This window comes from Streptomyces sp. NPDC027663 (genome assembly GCF_055566415.1).
Window position 1 is genome coordinate 316,459 of the sequence record NZ_JBVHSK010000004.1, and the last position, 20,681, is coordinate 337,139.

10 protein-coding genes are annotated in these 20,681 nt (G+C 74.2%); 1 reads left to right on the forward strand and 9 read right to left on the reverse strand.

Annotated features, from left to right (window positions below; translation table 11 throughout):
• From ACZ4SF_RS14535 to ACZ4SF_RS14575, 9 genes are all read right to left on the reverse strand, one after another.
• Positions 1–10,722 carry an SDR family NAD(P)-dependent oxidoreductase gene (locus ACZ4SF_RS14535; RefSeq protein WP_468383210.1) on the reverse strand — a complete coding sequence of 3,574 codons (10,722 nt, stop codon included), beginning with the start codon at positions 10,720–10,722 and terminating at the stop codon, positions 1–3.
• Between the two features lie 82 nt (positions 10,723–10,804).
• Positions 10,805–12,094, reverse strand: a complete 1,290-nt coding sequence (locus tag ACZ4SF_RS14540) for a methylaspartate mutase (RefSeq protein WP_468383212.1) — start codon at positions 12,092–12,094, stop codon at positions 10,805–10,807.
• Positions 12,091–12,543: a cobalamin B12-binding domain-containing protein gene (locus ACZ4SF_RS14545; protein WP_468383215.1), complete on the reverse strand. Its 453-nt coding sequence runs from the start codon at positions 12,541–12,543 to the stop codon at positions 12,091–12,093. Before ACZ4SF_RS14545 ends, ACZ4SF_RS14540 begins: the two co-directional genes overlap by 4 nt.
• Positions 12,543–13,790: a type III PLP-dependent enzyme domain-containing protein gene (locus tag ACZ4SF_RS14550; protein WP_468383218.1), complete on the reverse strand. Its 1,248-nt coding sequence runs from the start codon at positions 13,788–13,790 to the stop codon at positions 12,543–12,545. The genes ACZ4SF_RS14545 and ACZ4SF_RS14550 overlap by 1 nt, the downstream gene beginning before the upstream one ends.
• Complete coding sequence (locus tag ACZ4SF_RS14555) at positions 13,787–15,313, reverse strand: AMP-binding protein (RefSeq protein WP_468383221.1); 1,527 nt, start codon at positions 15,311–15,313, stop codon at positions 13,787–13,789. The genes ACZ4SF_RS14550 and ACZ4SF_RS14555 overlap by 4 nt, the downstream gene beginning before the upstream one ends.
• Positions 15,310–16,872: an amino acid adenylation domain-containing protein gene (locus ACZ4SF_RS14560; RefSeq protein WP_468383696.1), complete on the reverse strand. Its 1,563-nt coding sequence runs from the start codon at positions 16,870–16,872 to the stop codon at positions 15,310–15,312. Before ACZ4SF_RS14560 ends, ACZ4SF_RS14555 begins: the two co-directional genes overlap by 4 nt.
• 25 nt (positions 16,873–16,897) lie before the next feature.
• Positions 16,898–17,149 carry a phosphopantetheine-binding protein gene (locus ACZ4SF_RS14565; RefSeq protein WP_468383223.1) on the reverse strand — a complete coding sequence of 84 codons (252 nt, stop codon included), beginning with the start codon at positions 17,147–17,149 and terminating at the stop codon, positions 16,898–16,900.
• A 25-nt stretch (positions 17,150–17,174) separates the two neighbouring features.
• Positions 17,175–18,110: an ACP S-malonyltransferase gene (locus ACZ4SF_RS14570; RefSeq protein ID WP_468383225.1), complete on the reverse strand. Its 936-nt coding sequence runs from the start codon at positions 18,108–18,110 to the stop codon at positions 17,175–17,177.
• 29 nt (positions 18,111–18,139) lie between these two features.
• On the reverse strand, positions 18,140–19,036 hold the full coding sequence (locus tag ACZ4SF_RS14575) for a proline iminopeptidase-family hydrolase (protein ID WP_468383228.1): 897 nt from the start codon (positions 19,034–19,036) through the stop codon (positions 18,140–18,142).
• A 361-nt stretch (positions 19,037–19,397) separates the two neighbouring features.
• Between ACZ4SF_RS14575 and ACZ4SF_RS14580 the strand changes: the two genes are divergently transcribed.
• On the forward strand, positions 19,398–20,630 hold the full coding sequence (locus ACZ4SF_RS14580; RefSeq protein WP_468383698.1) for a cytochrome P450: 1,233 nt from the start codon (positions 19,398–19,400) through the stop codon (positions 20,628–20,630).
• Positions 20,631–20,681 lie beyond the last annotated feature (51 nt).

Below are 20,681 nucleotides of genomic sequence, written 5' to 3' on the forward strand. Positions count from 1 at the left end.
TCAGTGGGTGCTGCTGCGGTCGAGCGCGGCGCGCACGAGGTCGGCCACGGCCATCGACTTGATGTCCAGGGCCCGGTCGGCGGGTGCGGGGGCCGCTGCCGCCTCGGACAGCTTCAGCAGGCTGTCGAGGAGGCCGGCTTCCCGGATGCGGTCGACGGGGATGCGGGAGATCAGGGCCCGCAGTTCGTCGTCGCCGTGCGGGGGCGCGGCGGGCTCGGGGTCCGTGGTGTCCGGCAGGAGCCGTTCGAGGAGGTGGGCGGCGAGCGCCGCAGGGGTGGCGTAGTCGAAGATCAGCGTGGACGGCAGCCGCAGTCCGCAGACCGCGTTCAGCCGGTTGCGCAGCTCGACCGCGGCGAGCGAGTCGAAGCCCAGCTCGGTGAAGGCGCGGCGCGGTTCTACGGCGGCGGGTCCGGCGTGGCCGAGGACGGCCGCGACCTCGGTGCGCACCGCCTCCAGCACGGTGTGCTCGTGGTCGGCGGCGGGGAGTTCGGCGAGTTGTCCGCCCAGGGTGCGGGCCCGGCCGTCGTGGTCCGTGCGGTGGGTGACGCCGGCCAGGGTCCGCAGCACGGCGGGCAGGTCCTCGCCACGGCGGCGCAGGACCGCGGTGTCCAGTCGTACGGGCACCAGGGCGGGGCTGCCGCAGGACACGGCGGCGTCGAACAGCGCCAGCCCCTCGTCCGGTTCGAGCGCGCCGATGCCGGAGCGTTCGATGCGCTGGACCTCTTCCGCGTCGAGCCCCGCGCCCATGCCTGCGCCGGACCACAGGCCCCAGGCCAGGGAGGTGGCGGGCAGGCCGAGGGCGGCACGGTGGGCGGCCAGCGCGTCGAGGAAGACGTTGGCGGCGGCGTAGTTGCCCTGGCCCGAGGCGTCGAGGGTGCCGGCGGCCGAGGAGAACAGCACGAAGCGGGACAGTTCCCGCGACCGGGTGAGTTCGTGCAGGTGCCAGGCGGCGTCCGCCTTGGGCCGCAGGACGGTGTCCAGCCGCTCGGGGGTCAGTGAGACGACCAGACCGTCGTCCAGGACGCCCGCGGTGTGGACGACGCTGTCGACGGGGTGCGCGGCGAGCAGGGCGGCGAGCGCGGCCCGGTCGGACACGTCGCAGGCGACGATGTCCGCCTCGGCGCCCCGGCCCTTCAGCTCCGCGAGCAGTCCGGCGGCGCCGGGCGCGTCGGGGCCGCGGCGGCTGGTGAGGACCAGGCGCGTGACGCCGTGCCGCTCGGCGAGGTGGCGGGCCACCAGGGCGCCGAGACCGCCGGTGCCACCGGTGACGAGGACGGTCCCCCACGGGCGGTCCGCCCCCGGGGAGTCGCCGGCGCGCACCAGGCGGGGCGCGTGCGCCCGGCCCGCCCGCCACCGCACCTCCGGCTCACCGGAGTCGAGCAGGGCGGCCAGCGCGGCCCGGTCCGGTACGGGTCCGTCGGACCCGGTGCGTGCGACGAGGAGGATCCGGCCGGGGTCCTCGGCCTGCGCGGCCCGCACCAGCCCGTGGACCGCGGCGTCGGCGAGGCCGCCGCCGGTGAGGACCACGAGCACCGAGCCGGCGTAGCGCTCGTCGGCCGTCCACGCCCGCAGGGTCTCCAGGGTGCGGCCCAGGGCGGCACGCATGATGCCGGGCAGTTGCCCGCCCTCGGTGTGCGGGGCGGTGACCGGCAGGATCACCACGTCCGGCACGGTGGTGCCGAGCGTGTCCAGGCCGGCGTGCAGCGGGGCGCCGAGGCCGAGGTCGTCGTCGCCGAGGACCGCCCAGGTGCGGCGGTCGGGGCGCCCGGCGGCCTCGGGCAGCGCCTCGTCGGTGACGGCGTACAGGTGCCGCTGCTGCCGGGCGAGCCGGTCGGCGGTGACCGGACGGGTGACGTACGCCTCGACGGTGGCGAGGGGCCGGCCCTCGGTGTCCGTCAGTTCGATGCGGGTGCCGTCGGTGCCGCGGGTGACGCGGACGCGGGCGGTGAGGGAGCCCTGGGCGTGCAGGGTGACGCCGGTCCAGGCGAAGGGCAGGGCGATGGTGCCTGGCTCGTCGGGCTCCGCATCGCCGTCCAGGAGCGAGGTGACGTGCAGGGCGGAGTCCAGCAGCGCCGGGTGCAGGGCGTGCCGGGCCGCGTCCTGCTGGGCGCCTGCGGGCAGTTCGAGTTCGGCGAGGAGGGTGTCGCCGTGCCGCCAGGCGGCCCGTACGCCGCGGAAGACGGGGCCGTAGTCGTAGCCCTCGGCGTGCAGGCGCGGGTAGAGGCCGGTGACGTCGAGCGGGTCGGCGCCGGGCGGCGGCCAGGTGCCGGTCGCGGGCGGGGCCGCGGCGGCGGGCCCGGTGAGGGTACCGGTGGCGTGCTGTGTCCAGCCTTCGTCCGCGGGGGCGTCCTCGGTCCGCGAGTGGATCTCGACGGTCCCGTCGGGGCGGGCGGCGACCTGGAGGCGCACGGCGGTGTCCGCGGGCAGCACCAGCGGGGTCTGCAGGGTGAGTTCCTCCAGGACGGGGTGTCCGGTGAGGTGTCCGGCGTGCAGGGCGAGGTCGACCAGTGCGGCGCCGGGCACCAGGGCCGTGCCCAGCACGGCGTGTTCGGCGAGGACCGGGTGGGTGGCGGTGGAGATGCGGCCGGTGAGCAGCAGACCGGCGTCGCCGGGCAGGTCCAGGCGGGCGCTGACCAGCGGGTGGTCGGCGGCGGCGAGCCCATGCCCCGCGGCGTCGCCGGCGGTGACGGCGGGCGTGGGCAGCCAGTACCGGCGGTGGTCGAAGGCGTAGGTGGGCAGCTCGACGCGGCGCCCCTCGTACCTTTCGTACAGCGCCGCCCAGTCGACGTCCCAGCCGCGGGTGTGCACGGCGGCCAGGGCGGCGAGCAGGCCGGACAGCCGGCCGGTGTCCTTCCGCGCGGTGGGGACGAAGACCGTGTCCTCGGCGTCCGGCAGGCAGTCGGGTCCCAGGGCGGTGAGGACGGGAGCGGCGCCGAGTTCGAGGAAGGTGTCGGTGCCCTGCGCGGCCAGCGTCCCGACGGCGTCGGCGAAGCGCACGGTCTCCCGCACGTGCCGTACCCAGTAGTCGGCGGAACCGAGTTCGGCGGCGGTGGCCGTGGTGCCGGTGAGGGTGGAGACGATCGGCACGGCCGGCTCCGCCGCCTCGACGGCCTGCATGACCTCCCGGAAGCCGGCCAGCATGGGCTCCATGCGGGGCGAATGGAAGGCGTGCGACACGCGCAGCCTGCGGGTGGTCGTGAAATGGGCGGCGACCTCGGTGACGGCGTCCTCGTCACCGGAGACCACCACCGCGCGGGGGCCATTGACGGCGGCGATCGCGCACCGCCGCCCGTCCAGCAGCGGTGTCACCTCCTCCTCGGACGCCTGCACGGCGATCATCGCGCCGCCCTGGGGCAGCGCCTGCATGAGCCGGCCGCGGGCGGCAACCGCGGTGACGGCGTCCTGCAGCGACCACACACCGGCGACGTGTGCGGCGGCGAACTCGCCGACGGAGTGGCCGGCCAGCCGGTCCGGGCGCAGTCCGAAGGACTCCAGCAGCCGGTAGAGCGCGACCTGGGTGGTGAACAGCGCGGCCTGCGTGTACTCGGTCCGCTCCAGGGTCTCGGCGTCGTCGCCGAGTACGACCTCGGCGAGGGGCCTGTCCAGGTGCTTGTCGAAGAGTGCGGCGACACGGTCGAAGTGCTCGGCGTAGACGGGGAAGGCGTCGTACCAGTCGCGGCCCATGCCGGGGCGCTGGGCGCCCTGTCCGGAGAACAGGTAGGCCAGCGAACCGTCGGTGGCGCGGCCCGTGACGAGCAGTCCTGGTGCCTCGGTGCCGCGTGCCAGGGCGTCCAGTGCGGTGGCGGTCTGGTCGGCGCCGGTCGTGAGGAGGACGGCGCGGTGGGGGTGGGTGCCGCGGGTGGTGGCCAGGGCCAGGCCGAGGTCGGCGGGGGCGGTGCCCGTCAGCTCCAGGAGGCGGCGGGCCTGGCCGCGCAGGGCCTCGGACGAGCGGGCGGAGACGGGCAGGGCGAGCACCGGCGGGGCGGTGGCGGGGTCCGCCCGCGGGGGCTCGGGTTCGGTGAACTCCTCCAGGATCACATGGGCGTTGGTGCCGCTGATCCCGAACGAGGACACCCCGGCGCGGCGCGGCCGGTCCGGCGTCTGCCACGGGCGCTGCCCGGTGAGCAGGGCCACGGCGCCGGCGCCCCAGTCGACCTGATGGGACGGCGCGTCGACGTGCAGTGTCCGCGGCAGTACCCCGTTGCGCATCGCCATCACCATCTTGATGACTCCGGCGACACCGGCCGCGGCCTGGGTGTGCCCCATGTTCGACTTGATGGATCCCAGCCACAGCGGCTCACCGGCAGGCCGGTCCTGGCCGTAGGTGGCGAGCAGTGCCTGGGCCTCGATCGGGTCGCCGAGCGTGGTGCCGGTGCCGTGCGCCTCGACGGCGTCGACGTCGGCCGCGGTGATTCCGGCGGCGGCCAGGGCGGCGCGGATGACGCGCTGCTGGGACGGGCCGTTGGGGGCGGTCAGGCCGTTGGAGGCGCCGTCGGAGTTGACGGCGGAGCCGCGGACCAGCGCGAGCACCCGGTGGCCGTTGCGGCGCGCGTCGGAGAGCCGTTCGACGACGAGCATGCCGGCGCCCTCGCCCCAGCCGGTGCCGTCGGCCGCGGCGGCGAAGGACTTGCAGCGGCCGTCGGCGGCCAGTCCGCGCTGCCGGGCGAAGTCGGTGAAGGTGTCGGGCGTCGACATCACGGTGACGCCGCCGGCCAGGGCGAGGTCGCACTCGCCCTGGCGCAGTGCCTGGGCCGCGAGGTGCAGGGTGACCAGCGAGGAGGAGCACGCGGTGTCGACGGTGACGGCCGGCCCCTCCAGGCCGAGGGCGTAGGCGACCCGGCCCGAGACGACGCTGCCGAGGCTGCCGTTGCCGAGGTAGGCGGCGAGGTCCTCGGGGACGTCGGCCAGCCAGGTGCCGTAGTCGTGGTACATCACGCCCGCGAACACGCCGGTGCGGGAGCCGCGCAGGCGGTGCGGGTCGATCGCGGAGCGCTCCAGCGCCTCCCAGGACACCTCCAGGAGCAGTCGTTGCTGCGGGTCCATGGCGGTGGCCTCGCGCGGGCCGATGCCGAAGAAGCCGGCGTCGAACTCGGCGGCGTCGTAGAGGAAGGAGCCCTCGCGGGTGTAGGTGCGGCCGGGGGTGCCCGGCTCCGGGTCGTACAGCGCCTCGGTGTCCCAGCCGCGGTCCGCCGGGAAGCCGCCGACCGCGTCGACGCCGTCGGCGACGAGCCGCCAGAGGTCCTCCGGGGAGCGGACCCCGCCGGGGTAGCGGCAGCTCATGCCGACGATGACGATCGGGTCGTCGTCGGCGGCGGTGCGGGTGGTGAGGGCTGCGGTGTGCTGCTCGCCGGTGCCGAAGAGCGTGTCGCGGATGTGGTCGGCGAGTACGCGGGAGGTGGGGTGGTCGAAGACGAGGGTGGCGGGCAGCCGCAGGCCGGTGGCGGTGCCCAGCCGGTTGCGCAGCTCGACGGAGGCCAGCGAGTCGAAGCCGAGGTCGGTGAACGCCCGGCCGGGGTCGACCGCGGACGGCCCGTCGTGCCGGAGCACCGCCGCCACTTCGGTGCGCACCAGGTCCAGGAGCACGCGGTCACGGTCGGCGGCGGGCAGCGCGGCAAGCCGTCCGGCCGTGTCCGGGGCCGGAGTGCCGGTGGCCGCCGTGGCGCGGCGGGTGACCGGGCGGACGAGCGAGGTCAGCAGGGGCGGTATCCCGTCGGGGCGGCGGCGTACGGCGGCGGCGTCGATCTCCACGGGCACCGGGCGGGACGCACGGGAGCGGACGGCGGCGTCGAACAGCTCCAGGGAGCGTGTCGCGGACAGACCGGGGATGCCGTGGGCGGCGATGCGCTCCCGGGCCGTGTCGTCCAGTGCGGCGCCCATGCCGCTGCCGGTGTCCCACAGGCCCCACGCCAGGGCGGTGGCCGGCAGGCCGAGGGCGGCGCGGTGCTCGGCGAGGGCGTCGAGGTAGGCGTTGGCGGCGGCGTAGTTGCCCTGGCCGGGGCCGTCGAGGACGGCGGCGAGGGAGGAGAACAGTACGAAGTGGGCGAGGTCCCGGCCTCGGGTCAGCTCGTGCAGGTGCCAGGCGCCGAGCGCCTTGGCGTGGAAGACCTCGTCGACCATCTCGTCGGTGAGGGTGTCCACGACGCCGTCGCGGACCGTGCCGGCCGCGTGGACGACGGAGTCGACGGGGTGTGCGCGCAGGAGGCGGCGCAGGGCCTCTCGGTCGCCGACGTCACAGGCGGCGACGGTCACCTCGGCGCCGAGCGTGGTGAGTTCGGCGTGCAGTTCCGGTGCCGTACCGCGGCGGCCGGCGAGCACCAGACGGCGTACGCCGTGCGCGCGGACCAGGTGCCGGGCGAGCAGGGCGCCGAGGCCGCCGGTGCCGCCGGTGACGAGGACGGTGCCCCAGTCGGGGCCGGGTTCCTGGCCGGAGGGCAGTGCGGTCAGCCGCGGCACGCTGAAGCGGCCCTCGGCGAGGGAGAGTTCGGGTTCCCCGGTCGCGAGGATCTGGCGCAGGCCGGCGTCGGAGGGCAGCGTGTCGTGCTCGACCAGGACGTACCGGCCCGGGTTCTCCGCCTGGGCGGATCGGACCAGTCCGCGGACGGCCGCGTGGGCGGGGCTGCCGGGCGGGGTGACGACGACGAGCCGGGTCTCGGCGAGGCGCTCGTCGGCCTGCCAGGTGCGCAGCAGTCGCAGGACGTGCCGGACGTGGGCGCGCGCCGCGGGGGCGTCGGCGCCCGTCGGGCCCGGCACTTGGTGTACGACGGCGTCCGGGGCGGGGCCGTCGAGCAGGGCGTCGACGGCGTCCGGGCCGGCGGCGTCGGCGAGGACGGCGGTACGCAGGGGTGCGGTGGTCGCCGCTCGGGGGTACGGCGACCACCGCACGGCGTACAGGACGTCGTTGTCCGGTACGGGACGGGAGGTCAGTGCCTCGATGTCGGCCACCGGGGCGCCGGTGGCGTCGGCGAGGTGCAGGGCGATGGTGTCGGCGCCGCTGCGGGTGATCTTCACGCGGAGGGCGGGCGCGCCGGCGGCGTGCAGGGTGACACCGGTCCAGGCGAACGGCACCCGTACCTCGGGGCGCGGCGGGGCGTCGAGGTCGGCGGCGTGCAGCGCGGCGTCGAGCAGGGCCGGGTGGAGGCCGAACCCGGGTGCGCCGGCGGCGGCTTCCGCGGGCAGGGCGACTTCGGCGTACACGTCGTCTCCGTGCCGCCAGGCGGCGCGCAGCCCCTGGAAGGCGGGCCCGTAGCCGTAGCCCTGCTCGGCGAGGTCCGCGTAGACGCTCGCGGTGTCGAGCGGCCGGGCGTCCCGGGGCGGCCACACGGTCAGGTCCGCTGCGGCGGCCGGGGCGGTCGTGGTGAGGGCACCGGCGGCGTGCTGGGTCCAGGGCGCCGCCTCGTCGGCGCGGGTGTGGACCGTGACGCTGCGGCGCCCGGCGTCGTCTGGCTCCCCCACGGCGACCTGTACTGCCACGTCTTCGTCGGCGCGCAGCACGAGCGGGGCGCCGAGCGTCAGCTCCTCCAGGCCGGCCGCGCCGACGTGGTCCCCGGCGCGCAGAGCGAGTTCGACGAAGGCGGTGCCGGGGAACAGCACCCGGCCGGCGATGACGTGGTCGGCGAGCCAGGGCTGGGTGCGGGTGGACAGCCGGCCGGTCAGGACGACGCCCTCGGCGCCGACGGCGACCACGGCCGCCAGCAGCGGGTGACCGGCGGGGAGCTGGCCGAGTCCGGTGGCGTCGGTGGCGCTGCTCTGCTCCAGCCAGAAGCGCTGCCGCTGGAAGGGGTAGCCGGGCAGGTCGATGCGGCGCCCGCCCAGCCCGGCGAAGTGCCGCGCCCAGTCGACGGGGACGCCTCGGGCGTGGGCGGCGGCGAGCGCGGCGAGGGCCTCCCGTGTCTCGGGCCGCTCGCGCCGCAGCACGGGCAGGAAGGCGGTGCCGGGTACTTCGGTGCAGTCCGGGCCCATGGCGGACAGCACTGCGTCCGGGCCGACCTCCAGGAACGTGCGTACCCCGCCGTCGGCGAGCGTACGGACGGCGTCCTGGAAGCGGACCCGGGCGCGGACGTGCTCCACCCAGTACTCGGGGTCGCACAGCTCGGTGGTGACAGGGGCGCCGGTGACGGTCGAGACGAGGGCGAGCTTCGGCTCGGCGTAGTCCAGGACGTGCACGACGCGCCGGAACTCGGCCAGCATCGGCTCCATCAGCGGCGAGTGGAAGGCGTGGCTGACCCGCAGGCGCTTGGTGTCGTGCCCGCGCGCGGCGAGTTCGGCGGCGATGCGGTCGACGTCGGCCGCGGCGCCGGAGACGACCACGGCGGCGGGTCCGTTGACCGCGGCGATGCCGGTGCGCGCGGTGAGCAGCGGTGCCACCTCGTCCTCGGCTGCGCGTACGGCGACCATGGCGCCGCCCTCGGGGAGTTGCTGCATGAGCCGGCCGCGGGCGGCGACCAGGATCGTCGCGTCCTGCAGGGTGAGCACGCCGGCCACGTGGGCGGCGGCGATCTCGCCGACGGAGTGCCCGGCGAGCTGGTCCGGAGTCAGGCCCCAGCTCTCCAGCAGCCGGTAGAGGGCCACCTCGACGGCGAACAGGGCTGGTTGCGCGTACTCGGTGCGGTGCAGCAGCTCGGCCTCGGGGGTGCCGGGCCCGGCGAACAGGACGTCCTTCAGCGGCCGGGCCAGCTGGAGGTCGAAGTGGGCGCAGGCGTCCTCCAGGGCGTCCCCGAACACCGGGTGGGTGGCGGCGAGTTCGCGGCCCATGCCGACGCGCTGGCTGCCCTGTCCGGTGAACAGGAAGCCGAGTTCGCCGTCGGCCCGATCGCCGAGGGGCACGGCGCCGGAGGCCAGGTCGTGCAGCGCGGCGCGCAGTTCGGCGCGGTCGGTGGCGACGAGGACGGCCCGGTCGTGCAGGGCGGCCCGGGTGGTGGCCAGCGAGTGGGCGAGATCGAGCGGGTCCGCCTCGTCCACCAGGTCCAGCAGGTCGGCGGCACGAGCCCGGAGGGCGGCTTCACCACGGGCGGACAGGGTGAAGGGCAGCGGGGTCGGGGTGGGGTGGGCCGGGCGGGCGTCCGGGGCCGGCTGCTCCGGCTCGGGCTGTTCCAGGATGACGTGTGCGTTGGTTCCGCTGACGCCGAAGGACGACACGCCGGCCCGCCGGGACCGGCCGGTCTCGGGCCACGAGCGCTGTTCGGTGACGAGCCGGACGGCTCCGGAGGACCAGTCCACGTGCGGGGTGGGCGTGTCGACGTGCAGCGTGGCCGGTATCTGCCCGTGCCGCATGGCGAGGATCGTCTTGATCAGGCCGGCGGCGCCGGCGGCGGCCTGGGTGTGCCCGAGGTTGGACTTGACGGAGCCGAGGAGCAGCGGGGCGTCGGCGGGGCGGCCCTGGCCGTAGGTGGCCAGGAGCGCGGTGGCCTCGATAGGGTCGCCGAGCCGGGTTCCGGTGCCGTGCGCCTCGACCACGTCGACGTCGGCGGCGGTGAGGCCGGCGTCGGCGAGGGCCCGGCGGATCAGCCGCTGCTGGGAGGTGCCGTTGGGTGCGGTCAGGCCGTTGGAGGCGCCGTCCTGGTTGACGGCGGAGCCGCGGACGACGGCCAGGACGCGGTGCCCGTTGCGGCGGGCGTCGCCGAGGCGCTCCAGGACGAGCACACCGACGCCCTCGGCGAAGCCGGTGCCGTCCGCGGCGGCCGCGAACGCCTTGCAGCGGCCGTCGGGCGCGAGGCCCCGCTGCCGGCTGAAGGCGGTGAACACGCCCGGGCCACCCATCACGGCCACGCCTCCGGCGAGGGCGAGCGATGACTCGCCCTGCCGCAGCGAGCGGCATGCCAGGTGGACGGCGACCAGGGAGGCGGAGCAGGCGGTGTCGACAGTGACCGCAGGGCCTTCGGCGCCCAGCACATAGGCGACGCGGCCGGAGATGACGCTGGGGGCGTTGCCGGCGAGCAGGTAGGCGTCGAGGCCGTCCGGGGCGTCGTGCAGGCGCGGCCCGTACTCCTGCACCTCGGCGCCGAAGAACATGCCGGCCGGGGTGCCGCGCAGCGCCGTGGGGTCGATGCCGGCGTCCTCCAGGGCCTGCCAGGAGGTCTCCAGGACGAGCCGCTGCTGCGGGTCCATGCCGAGTGCTTCGCGCGGGCTGATGCCGAAGAAGTCGGCGTCGAACTCGGTGGCGGTGTCGAGGAATCCGCCGCTGCGCACGTAGGCGCTGCCCGGGACCTCGGGGTCCTCGTCGAAGAGGGCGTCCAGGTCCCAGCCGCGGTCCTGCGGGAAGCCCGACAGCACTTCGCCGCCCTCGGTCAGCAGCCGCCACAGGTCGGCGGGCGAGGAGACGCCGCCGGGGAAGCGGCAGCCGATGCCGACGACCGCGATGGGTTCCTCGGCGGTGCCGTCACCGGCCGGCGGTCCGGTGAAGTCGTCGGTCGTGCCGTGGACCTCGGCGAGCAGCCGGGCGGCCAGGTCGTGCACCGTCGGGCTGTCGTAGGCGAGGCCGACCGGCAGGGCGAGGCCGGTCCGCTCGGTCAGCCGGCGGTGCAGGTCGACCGCGGCGAGCGAGTCCAGTCCCTGCGCGGCGAACGGGGCGGCCGGGTCGAGAGCGTCCACCGTGCCCGGCCGGGCCGCCTCGATCGCCTCGGTCACAGCCGTGCGCACGAGTTCGGTCACCAGCCTGCGGTGCTGGGACGGTACGGCCGTGGCGAGCCGTCGTGCCAGAGCTGAATCGGATCCGGGCCCGTTCATCCACGCATCTCCACTTTCGGCCGACACCGGTTTTCCTCACCTTTTTCCACACGCTAGTGACGGCCTTCGCACGGCCACACCCTTAAGCACCCCTAGGGGCTGGCACATTGACCGGCCGGGCGTCCTCGGGGTCGTACCTGTCGAACGAACGGCGCACGTACGACAGGGAGTCGAGCAGACCCGCGGAGGTGATGGCCTGCGCCGGGCGTACGTCGGCGATACCACGCAGCGGCATCTTCCCGATGTCGGCCCAACGCAGCCGGCCGTCCGCGTCGATATAACTCCGGCTGAATCCCGCGTTGTCGGGATGCAGACAGTAGGGAACGTCGAGAAATCCCCGTCCGAACGCCGTCAGGAGCGCGGCGCCGAGGTCGTCGTCCAGGGCCAGCACCCCGTTCACCAGGGCCGATGCCTCGGCGTACAGCTGGGTACCGGTGCCTTCCAGCGGGGCGCGGGAGGTGCGTGCGGCGACCTGTGCCGCATGTTCGAGGGCGGCGACGTTCTCGGCCACGGTCGGAATACGGCGGGATTCCGCGACGGTTTTCACGATCAGCCGTTCCGAGCCGCTCGCGACAGTCAGTTCTGCCGCTTTTCCGAGCAGCCGGTAGGCGCCTTGCTCGGTTTCCGGGAACAGCCCCATATAGGCGTAGACGACGACATGCCACTCGGTGTCCGGCAGGTACTGCGCGCACAGGCTGCGCAACGCTGCCACCGCTTCGGCGTCCTGGCGCGGATCGGTCTGCTGGGCATAGCTCACCGAAATGCTGCGGATGCCGTACCGGTGGAAGAACATCGCTTCCAGGACGCTGACGGCGACGAGCAGGCTGGGCGGGCAGAGCTGGCCGAGGACGCAGCCGCCGAAGGTTTCCAGGTGCGGTTCGGCGCCGGACTCGCGCAGAGCGGCGAACAGTTCGCAGGAGGCGGCCCAGTGGGCGACGGACTCGCGCAGCGGGACCCGGCCGTAGGGCAGGCAGTAGGAGACCGGGCCGCCTTCGGAGGCGTCGAGCCCGGCGGCGGTCAGCGCCCGGAAGATGTCCTGCGGCGCGGCCGAGCCGTGCCGGACCTGGACCGGGAAGTCGGGGCCGTGGATCCCGTCGAGCACCTTCCGGGTGGTGGCCTTGTCGTGGCTCACGATGGGATAGCCGTTGAGGGCGACGTCCTCCAGGACGGCCAGTTCGGCCGACTCCAGGTCGCCGACCCGGGTGTAGCTGTCCAGGGTGATCGTGCCGACGGTGGTCGCCGCCGTGTTCCGGGTGGCGAGCAGTCCGGCCCGCATCCGCTCCGGGCTGCTCATTCCCATCCGGGGCTGGACCACCAGGTGGCCGGCGTCATGAGCCCGGCGCACGAACGCGCCGAACCCGACGCCGGTCACACCAGGGCCCGCTGCGGCAGCGTCGCGAGCATCCGCCGGAACTCGGCGACACCTTCGGCGCTGTCGTCGAACACCGCGTCGTAGCCGGCGGCGCGCAGCGCGGCCACCTCATCGCTGCCGCAGGGTCCGGCGATGCCGAGCTTGCCGCCGATGACGGCGGGTACGCCGGTGAGTTCGGGGTGCTCGCGCAGCCGGGTGACGGTGCGCATGCCGTCGTGGTAGCCGTGTCCGTTGACGCTGCTGACGACGATGAGGGCCGGGCGGTGGGCGAGGGCCTCGGTGATCAGCAGCTCCTCCGGGACGCAGGGGCCGAGATTGACCACGCGGTGCCCGTGCTCCTCGAGGAGGAGCTGGAGGTAGACGAGGTTCCAGGTGTGGGAGTCGGAGATGCCGCCGGCCACGAGCACGGGCTGGTCGCCGGGGGCGGGGGTGGTCGGGTAGGGGCTCATCACAGGGCCTGTCCGTGGGTGGAGGGTTCGAATGTGCGGATGTGCTGGATCCGGGAGACGGAGACGAGGTCGTCGCCGCGGACGACGATCTCGGCGGGTGCGGGCCTGCCGAGGAACATCAGCAGGCTGGCGGTGGGGCCGTAGGAGCCGGCGTTGGGCACGGTCAGCAGGTCGCCGGGTGCCGGGTCGGCCAGCGGGACGTTCCGGCCGAGCAGGTCGCCCGGGGTGCACAGCGGGCCGGCGAGGCTCGCGGGGGTGCCGTCCGTGCCGACGGACTCGTGCGGCTCGACCGTCACGGGCAGGATGCGGCCGAGGCCGGACATGCCGCCGAAGGTGTTGATGCCGGCGTCGAGGACGACGTAGCGCTGACCACGGCTGTCCTTGACGTTGACGACGGAGGTGAGCAGGGTGCCGCTGTCGGCGACCAGGTAGCGCCCCGACTCGCACGCGATCCGGGGGGCGCCCTTGCGCCAGCCGGGGAAGTGCTCGTCCAGTGACTCGGCGAGGGCGTCGCGCAGTTCGCGGTAGACCGGCCGCCGGCCCTGCACGGCGTAGGGTGCGGCGAAGCCGCCGCCGATGTCGACGAAGCGGAACGTGACGCCGAGGGCCTCCTGGAGGGCGGCGGCGGTGGCGATGGTGTGGCGGAACTCGGCGATCAGGCTCGCCTCGTCCTTGGCGTTGCTCAGCGGGAAGAAGTGCAGCCCGGCGATGCGGGTGCCGGGCACCTCGCGCAGTTCGGCGGCGAGGCCGGGCAGCGTCTCGCTGTCGAAGCCGAACTGCGAGGGCACGCCGGTCATCCGGATGCTGGTGGCCGCGGCGCCGGTGGCGTTGTTGACCCGGATCAGGCAGTCGGCGGTGACGCCGAGCTTCCGGGCGGTCTCGCCGACGCGGCGCAGGTCGCCGTGGGACTCGGTGGAGAACAGGCGTACGCCGCGCCTCAGCGCCTCGGTCAGTTCCTCGGTGGTCTTGCCGGGACCCGTGTAGAGGATCCGGTCGCCGGGGTAGCCGGCCTGGAGGGCGGCGTCGAGTTCGCCGACGGAGCTGATCTCGGCGCGGCAGCCGCGGGCGCCGCCGGAGCGCAGTTCGCGCAGCAGTTCCGGGTGCGGGTTGGCCTTGGCGGCGTAGAACACCTCGACCTCGTCGGGCAGCGCGGCGAACAGGTCGTCGCGGGCGGCCGCCACCCGGTCCAGGTCGTACACGTAGGACGGGGTGCCGAAGCGCTCGGCCAGCTCGGTGGGGCCGGTCACGGGGTGGTTCCTTCCAGGAGGCGGGCGAGCTGCTTGCGGTCGTGCTTGCCGTGCGGGGTCAGCGGCAGCTCGGCGACGATGCGGCTCACGCCGGGCACCTTGGCGGGCTCCAGCCGCAGCGACAGCTCCTTGAGCAGGGCGTGCGGGTCGATGTCGCCCTCGGCGAACACCGCGAGGGCCCGGCCTTCGGCCGGCGGCAGGACGGCGGCGGCGCGGACGCCGGGGACGTCGGTGGCGGCGCTCTCGATCTCCGTGGTGCTCATGCGCACGCCCTTGTGCTTGAACATGTCGTCGCGGCGGCCCTCGTAGTAGAGGTAGCCGTCCTCGTCGACGTGGCCGAAGTCGCCGGTGTGCAGCCGGAGTCCGCCGCCCGGGGCGGGGCGGAAGGCGCGTGCGGTCTGTTCGGGTGCCCGCCAGTAGCCGGGCATGACGTGCGGGCCCTCGACCACGATCTCGCCGGTCTCGTAGGGCGGCAGCGGGTTGCCGTCGTCGTCCACGGCGAAGGCGCGGGTGCCGGGCAGCGGGCGGCCGACCGAGTCGGGCTTGGCGTCCTGGTGGGCGGGCGGCAGCACGGAGACGCGCTTGCACTCCGTCTGCCCGAACTGGATGATCACCTCAGCGCCTGGGAACGCCGAACGCAGCCCGTCGGCGGTGGACTTGGGCAGCGCGGCACCGGTGTTGGTGAACATGCGCACGCGCGACTCGCGGCTCGGCTCGCGTTCGGCGAGGGCGACGATCATGGTGGCCAGCGACGGCACGACCGGGACGACGGTGGCGCCGGTCTCCCGGATGCGGCGCAGCAGCACCAGGTCCGACTCGCCGTCCGCCAGCACGAGTTCGCTGCGGCCGGCCGCGGTGAGCAGCACCTTGTACAGGCCGTAGTCCCAGGAGATGGGGAAGCGGCAGAACACCACGTCGTCGCGCCGGTAGCCGAGTTCCAGGTTGATGGCCTCGGTGGCGAAGACCATGCGGCCGTGCGGGCAGATCACCCCCTTCGGGGCGGCGGTCGAGCCGGAGGTGTAGACGAGCACGGCGAGGTCCTCGGGGGCGACCTCGGCCCCGCCGGACCGGGCCCCCTGCACCCGCAGTGCGGTGACGGCCGCCCACACCCCGCCGAGACCGAGGACGGGCACGCCTTCGGCGAGGGCGGCGATCCGGGCCACGGCGGGGTCGGTGACGACGATCAGCGAGGGCTCCGCGTTCTCGACGACCGCCCGCAGGTGGAAGTCCTTCATGCCGGTGTTGACGGGGACCAGGACGGCTCCGCGGCGGGCGGCGCCGTACATCAGCGCGACCAGTTCGCGGGTGCTGGGCAGCTGGACCAGGACCCGGTCGCCGTGGGTGATGCCGCGCCCTTCCAGCCAGGCGTCGACGGCGTGGCTGTGGGCGGCCAGTTCCCGGTACGTCCAGCGGCCCGTGCCGTCGGCGACCGCCGGGGCGTCGGGGTGCTCGGCGGTGGCCTCGTCCAGCAGGTCGTGCACCCTGGCGTCGGTGCGGGCCTGCGCTGTCGGTTGACCGTTCACTGCGACTCCTGCCGCCTTTCGTGTGTGCTCCCCGCGCCGGCGGGCTGCCGCATGGCCGTGGCCCGGGAGGCGAGCTTCCTGCGATCGGTCTTGCGGTTGGAGTTGAGCGGGAGGGCGTCCAGGTGGTGGTAGGCGCGCGGCACGACCGCGGCCGGCAGCAGCTCCCGCAGCCGGCGGGCGAGCCGGGCGGGCGGCACCGGATCGCCGGTGTGGAAGACGGCCAGCTCCACCGTGCCGTCCACGGGCACCGCCACGGTCACGGCGTCCTCGACGCCCGGGCAGGTGCGTACGGCGGCGTCCACCTCGGCCAGCTCCACCCGTACGCCGTGCACCTGGACCTGTGCGTCCTGCCGGCCCAGGTACAGCCAGCCGCCGTCGTCGGCGCGCCGCACGCGGTCGCCGGTGCGGTAGAAGCGGTGGCCGTCGTGCTCCAGGAAGCGTCCGGTGTCGTCGGCCGGGTCGAGGTAGCCGGGCGTCAGCTGGGGCCCGGCGATGCACAGCTCACCCTCGACGCCGTCGGCGGGCACGCCACGGGCGTCCAGCAGCAGCGTCTCGTGGCCCGGGTGCACGGCGCCGATGGGCACCATGTCGTTGAGGTGGCGCCCCGGTGTCCAGCGCTGCGCGGTGATGGTGACGGTCAGCTCGGTCGGGCCGTACAGGTTCTCCAGCACGGCGCCCGGCGCGGCGGCGGCCCAGTCCTCGGCGTCCTTGCAGCTGAGCGCCTCCCCCGCGAAGAAGCTCCACCGCAGCGACGGCAGCGCGCCCGGCGCGAGCCCGCCGGTGCGGCGCACCAGGGTGATCGCGCTGGGCGTGGAGAACCACACGGACATGCCCTGCTCGGCCACGAACTCCGGCAGGTGCGCGTAGGCCCGCGCCGGTACGGGAACGACGGCGGCGCCGGCGCCCCAGGCGCAGAAGAGATCGAACATCGCGCAGTCGAAGTTGAGGTCGAAGGTCTGCGAGAAGACGTCGTGCGGACCGAAGTCGTAGCGCTGATCGAGCAGGTGGAAGTAGTGCGCGGTGTTGGCGTGCGTGACCGGCACGCCCTTGGGCCGGCCGGTGGAGCCGGAGGTGAACAGCACGTAGGCGATCCCGGAGGGCCTTGCGGGCATCGGCGACTTCAGGGCGCTGTCCGGGTCGACGGCGAGCGCCGGCATCGGATGCCCGCCGGGCGCGAACAGCGTCGGCAGGGTGACACCGTCCGCGTGCAGCGCGGTCAGGGCGGGCAGCGCGTCGTCGTCGGCGAGCAGTGCGCCGACGCCGGCGGCCTCGATCATCTGCCGGGTGCGGGCCGCGGGGAAGGCCGGCTGGAGCGGTACGACGGTGACGCCGCTGTACAGGCCGGCCAGCAGGGCCGCGTACGCCGTGGGTCCCTTGCCGGCCAGCACCCCCACGGCGGGCGTGCGGCCGGGCAGTCCGGCCAGCAGGGAGCCGGCCAGGACCAGGGCGCGTTCGTGCAGTTCGCGGTAGGTGACGTCGACGGCGTCGGCGCGCAGCGCGGGCCGGTCGGGGGCGAGGGCCAGGCCGCGCAGGAACCGGCCGGACAGTGTGCCGTCCATGGTGGGATCCACGGTGGCCGCTCCGTCAGCTCGCGGCGGTGTGCTGCATGTCCTGCACGGTGTCCCAGAGCACCCCGGCGGTGCGGAAGGTGTCCATGGTCAGCGCGCTGTCGCGGAAGCGGACCTGGTAGTCCTGCTCCAGGGTGCCGAGGAGCTGGACCGTGCCGAGCGAGTCCAGGCCGAGGTCCCTCAGGTCGGATTCCGGGGTCAGCTCCTCCTGCGGCGGCAGGAACGGCAGGAAGGGGCGGAGTATGTGTTCGAAGCGGTCGTCAAACATGGGAGCCTCCAACGAGTCGGGCTGGTCAGGCGGCGCGCGAGCGGCGCCGGGGGGTCATCGCCAGCCGCGGCTGTGCGGCGACGACGTCGAAGTTGCGGGTTGCGCAGGGCACCCGGCCGAAGAGGCTGTCGGGCCCGGCGACGCACAGGCGGCGGGCGCCGGCGTCCTTGAGGGCGGTGGTGACGCTCGGCCAGTTCATCGGGTGGTCGAAGCCGTCGAGCAGCATCGTGCGCAGCTCTTCGCCGGTGTGCAGCAGCCGGCCGTCCTGGTCGGCGACGACGGGCAGTCGGGGGTCGGCGAAGGAGTAGCGGGAGACCACCTCGCGTTCGGCCTTGTCGCGCAGCGAGCGGAACGCCGAGGCGTGCATGGGGGGCCGCATGGTGTACAGCGGGAGACTGCCGACGGCGCGCAGCCGCTCCTCCATCCACTGCACGCGGTGCTCGGGGAGCGAGATCATGTGGAAGCCGTCGTCGATGTGGCAGGAGATCTCGTGCCACTCCCCCGCCTCGGCCAGTTCGGCGAGGATCGCGTCGAGCCCGTCACGCGGGGCGCGGACGAAGGACAGCGTGACGATGTCCGTGTGCTCCTCGGCGAAGTACTCCTCCAGGCAGCGGGCGATCTCGGCGGTCAGGCGGACCGCGTCGGGCAGCTCCAGGGCGCCGGTGTAAGCGATGGCGGCCTTCTCGCCGAAGCTGGGCCCGGCGACGATGTCGGGCCGCACGCCGAGGCGCTCCCGGGCCCAGTGGGCGCAGGCCAGGCAGTTGACGAAGAAGGCGACCTGGGCGGCCTCCGAGTAGTCGCCGGGAAAGGTCCGGAAGGCGTCCACGAGCGAGTAGCCGAGCGCCTCGTCGGCGACGGCGACCAGGTCCCGGGCGATGGGGTTGGCCACCATGAACCTGCCCACCTCGGCGAACGGGACGGGGCCCATGCCGGGGAAGACGAGAGCGGTGTCGTGTGCCATGGCGGGATGCCCTCTCACGGGTGCGTGGGTCACAGGCTCTTGAGGAAGTCGGTCATCACCTCGAAGAACCGCTCGGGTTCCTCCAGGTGCGGAAGGTGGCTGGACTCCTCGAAGATCTCCCAGCGGGCCCCGGGGATCCGGTCGTGGTACGGCTGTACGACGGCCGGTGTGGCCTCGTCGTGACGGCCGCTGATCAGCAGGGTCGGGGTGCGGATCCGGTCCAGCTCGTCGACGATCGACCAGTCCTTCAGCGAGCCGATGACATGGAACTCGTTGGGCCCGTTCATCGCGTAGTAGACGGTCGGGTCGTTGTAGATCTCCATGAAGGAGGACAGGAAGTCCCGCGGCCAGGGCGTCACACGGCACACATGACGGTCGTAGAAGACCCGCATCGCGGCCAGGTACTCCTCGCTGTCGTACGTGCCGGCCGCCTCGTGGCGCCGCAGCGTCTCCTCCACGTCCGGCGGCAGCGCGGCACGCAGCCGTGCCATCTCCTGCAGCCAGACCGGGTACGAGGCCGGCGCGTTGGCGATCACCAGTGCGCGCAGGCCGGGTGGCCCGGGCATGGCGTGCCGGGCACACAGCGGGCCGCCCCAGGACTGGCCGAACAGCACGTAGTCGTCGGCGATCCCCAACCGGTCCAGCAAGTTGGTGAGTTCGGCCTCGAACAGCTCGACGCTCCAGAACTCTGCGCGCTTGCCGGGCAGGTGGGTGGAGCCGCCGTTGCCGAGCTGGTCGTAGTGGACGACGGGCCAGCCGTCCTCGGCGAGGCGGGCGAGCGGCAACAGGTAGTCGTGGGTGCTGCCGGGCCCGCCGTGCACGACGACGACCGCTGGGCGTCCCGCACCCGGCTCACCGGTCACCCGGTACCAGGTCCGGTACTCCCCGAAGGGGACGGTGCCCTTCGCGCTGGCTTCCGGGGACACGCTGATCACCTCTGCTCGGCTGCGGGACGCGGCGGCGGCCTGGACGAGGACGCCGGGCCGGGACCGCAGATCCGGAGGGTGGGTGATCCGTGCATCTGCCGTGGTCCGCAGCCGACGCTAACCGGACCCGCGCCGCCACCGGACCCCTAGCCGCCCCTAGGCGCTGGGCGGGCGACTGGGGCCCCAGGGGGACGTCCCGATCCGGCGACACGCCCCGAAGCCCTAGGGGCGCCTAGGGGTTTAGACCCCCGGCCGTGCCTGCCTAGCGTGCGGGAGACGGCCGTCAGCGCCGCACCGGCGCCGAGCCCGGACCCGCTCCGACACCGGCGCGTCCCGTTCCCTCCCGCCCGAAGAGGACATGATGACTGCACCTGCCGAACCGGCCGACGACGCCGCGCTGCCGGAGTTCCCGATGCGGCGGGCCTGTCCCTTCAGCCCGCCGGCCGCCTACGCCGGGCTGCGCGAGAGCGAACCGGTCTCCCGGGCCCGGCTCAAGGTCAACGGCAAGCGGACCTGGCTGATCACCCGGCACGACCTGTACAAGAAGCTGCTGGGGGACGAGCGGGTCAGCGCGAACCTGAAGCTGCCCGGGTACCCCCTGCAGGTGCCGGTGCCGGAGGAGACGCTCCAGTCGGTGCCGCTGACCTTCCTGTCCATGGACCCGCCCGACCACACGGTCCAACGCCGCATGCTGGCACCGGAGTTCAGTGTCCGCCGGATGCGGGAGCTGCGCGGCCGGGTGCAGCAGATCGTGGACCAGCAGATCGACCAGATGCTCGCCAAGGGCACGGATTCCCCGGTGGACCTGGTCACCGCCCTCGCCCTGCCGGTGCCCTCGCTGGTGATCTGCGAACTGCTCGGGGTCCCCTACGAGGACCACGGCCGGTTCGAGGAGTGGGCGTGGGCCATCATGAACCACGACATCAGCGACGAGGACCGGGGTCGCGCGCACTACGAACTCGACCGGTACGTGGACGGTCTGGTCACCGCCAAGGAGAGCGAACCGGGCGACGACATGATCAGCCGGCTGATCGAGTCCAACCGGCAGGCGCCCGCGGTGGAGCACTCCGACATCGTCAGCATGTCCAAGCTGATGCTGGTCACCGGGCACGAGACCACCGCGAACATGATCGCCCTGGGCGTGCTCGCCCTGCTGGAGCACCCCGAGCAGCTCGCCGCCGTACGCGAGGAGCCGGATCTGATGCCGAAGGCGGTGGAGGAGCTGCTGCGCTTCTTCTCCATCTCCGACGCGGGCACCGCGCGGGTCGCCGTGGAGGACATCGAGCTGGGCGAGGTCACCATCCGGGCCGGCGACGGCATCCTGCCGCTGAACAACGCCGCCAACCACGACGAGCGGGTCTTCCCCGACCCCGACCGCCTGGACGTGCGGCGTGAGGCCCGCAGCCACCTCGCCTTCGGCTACGGCGTCCACCAGTGCATCGGCCAGAACCTCGCGCGCATGGAGCTGGACGTCGTCTACACGACGCTGTTCCGGCGCGTCCCCCGACTGCGCCTGGCCACCCCGGTCGACGCGCTGCGGTTCAAGGACGACGCCATCGTCTACGGCCTGTACGAGCTGCCCGTCACCTGGTGACGGCGGACACCCCGCACCGCCCCCTTCCGTCACCGCCCCCCTTCCGAAAGG

Bases quoted from the DNA above. Each gene is read 5' to 3' on its own strand.
- ACZ4SF_RS14535 (WP_468383210.1), bottom strand. From the start codon at position 10,722: ATGAACGGGCCCGGATCCGATTCAGCTCTGGCACGACGGCTCGCCACG.
- ACZ4SF_RS14545 (WP_468383215.1), bottom strand. From the start codon at position 12,543: ATGAGCCCCTACCCGACCACCCCCGCCCCCGGCGACCAGCCCGTGCTC.
- ACZ4SF_RS14560 (WP_468383696.1), bottom strand. From the start codon at position 16,872: ATGGACGGCACACTGTCCGGCCGGTTCCTGCGCGGCCTGGCCCTCGCC.
- ACZ4SF_RS14565 (WP_468383223.1), bottom strand. From the start codon at position 17,149: ATGTTTGACGACCGCTTCGAACACATACTCCGCCCCTTCCTGCCGTTC.
- ACZ4SF_RS14570 (WP_468383225.1), bottom strand. From the start codon at position 18,110: ATGGCACACGACACCGCTCTCGTCTTCCCCGGCATGGGCCCCGTCCCG.
- ACZ4SF_RS14580 (WP_468383698.1), top strand. From the start codon at position 19,398: ATGACTGCACCTGCCGAACCGGCCGACGACGCCGCGCTGCCGGAGTTC.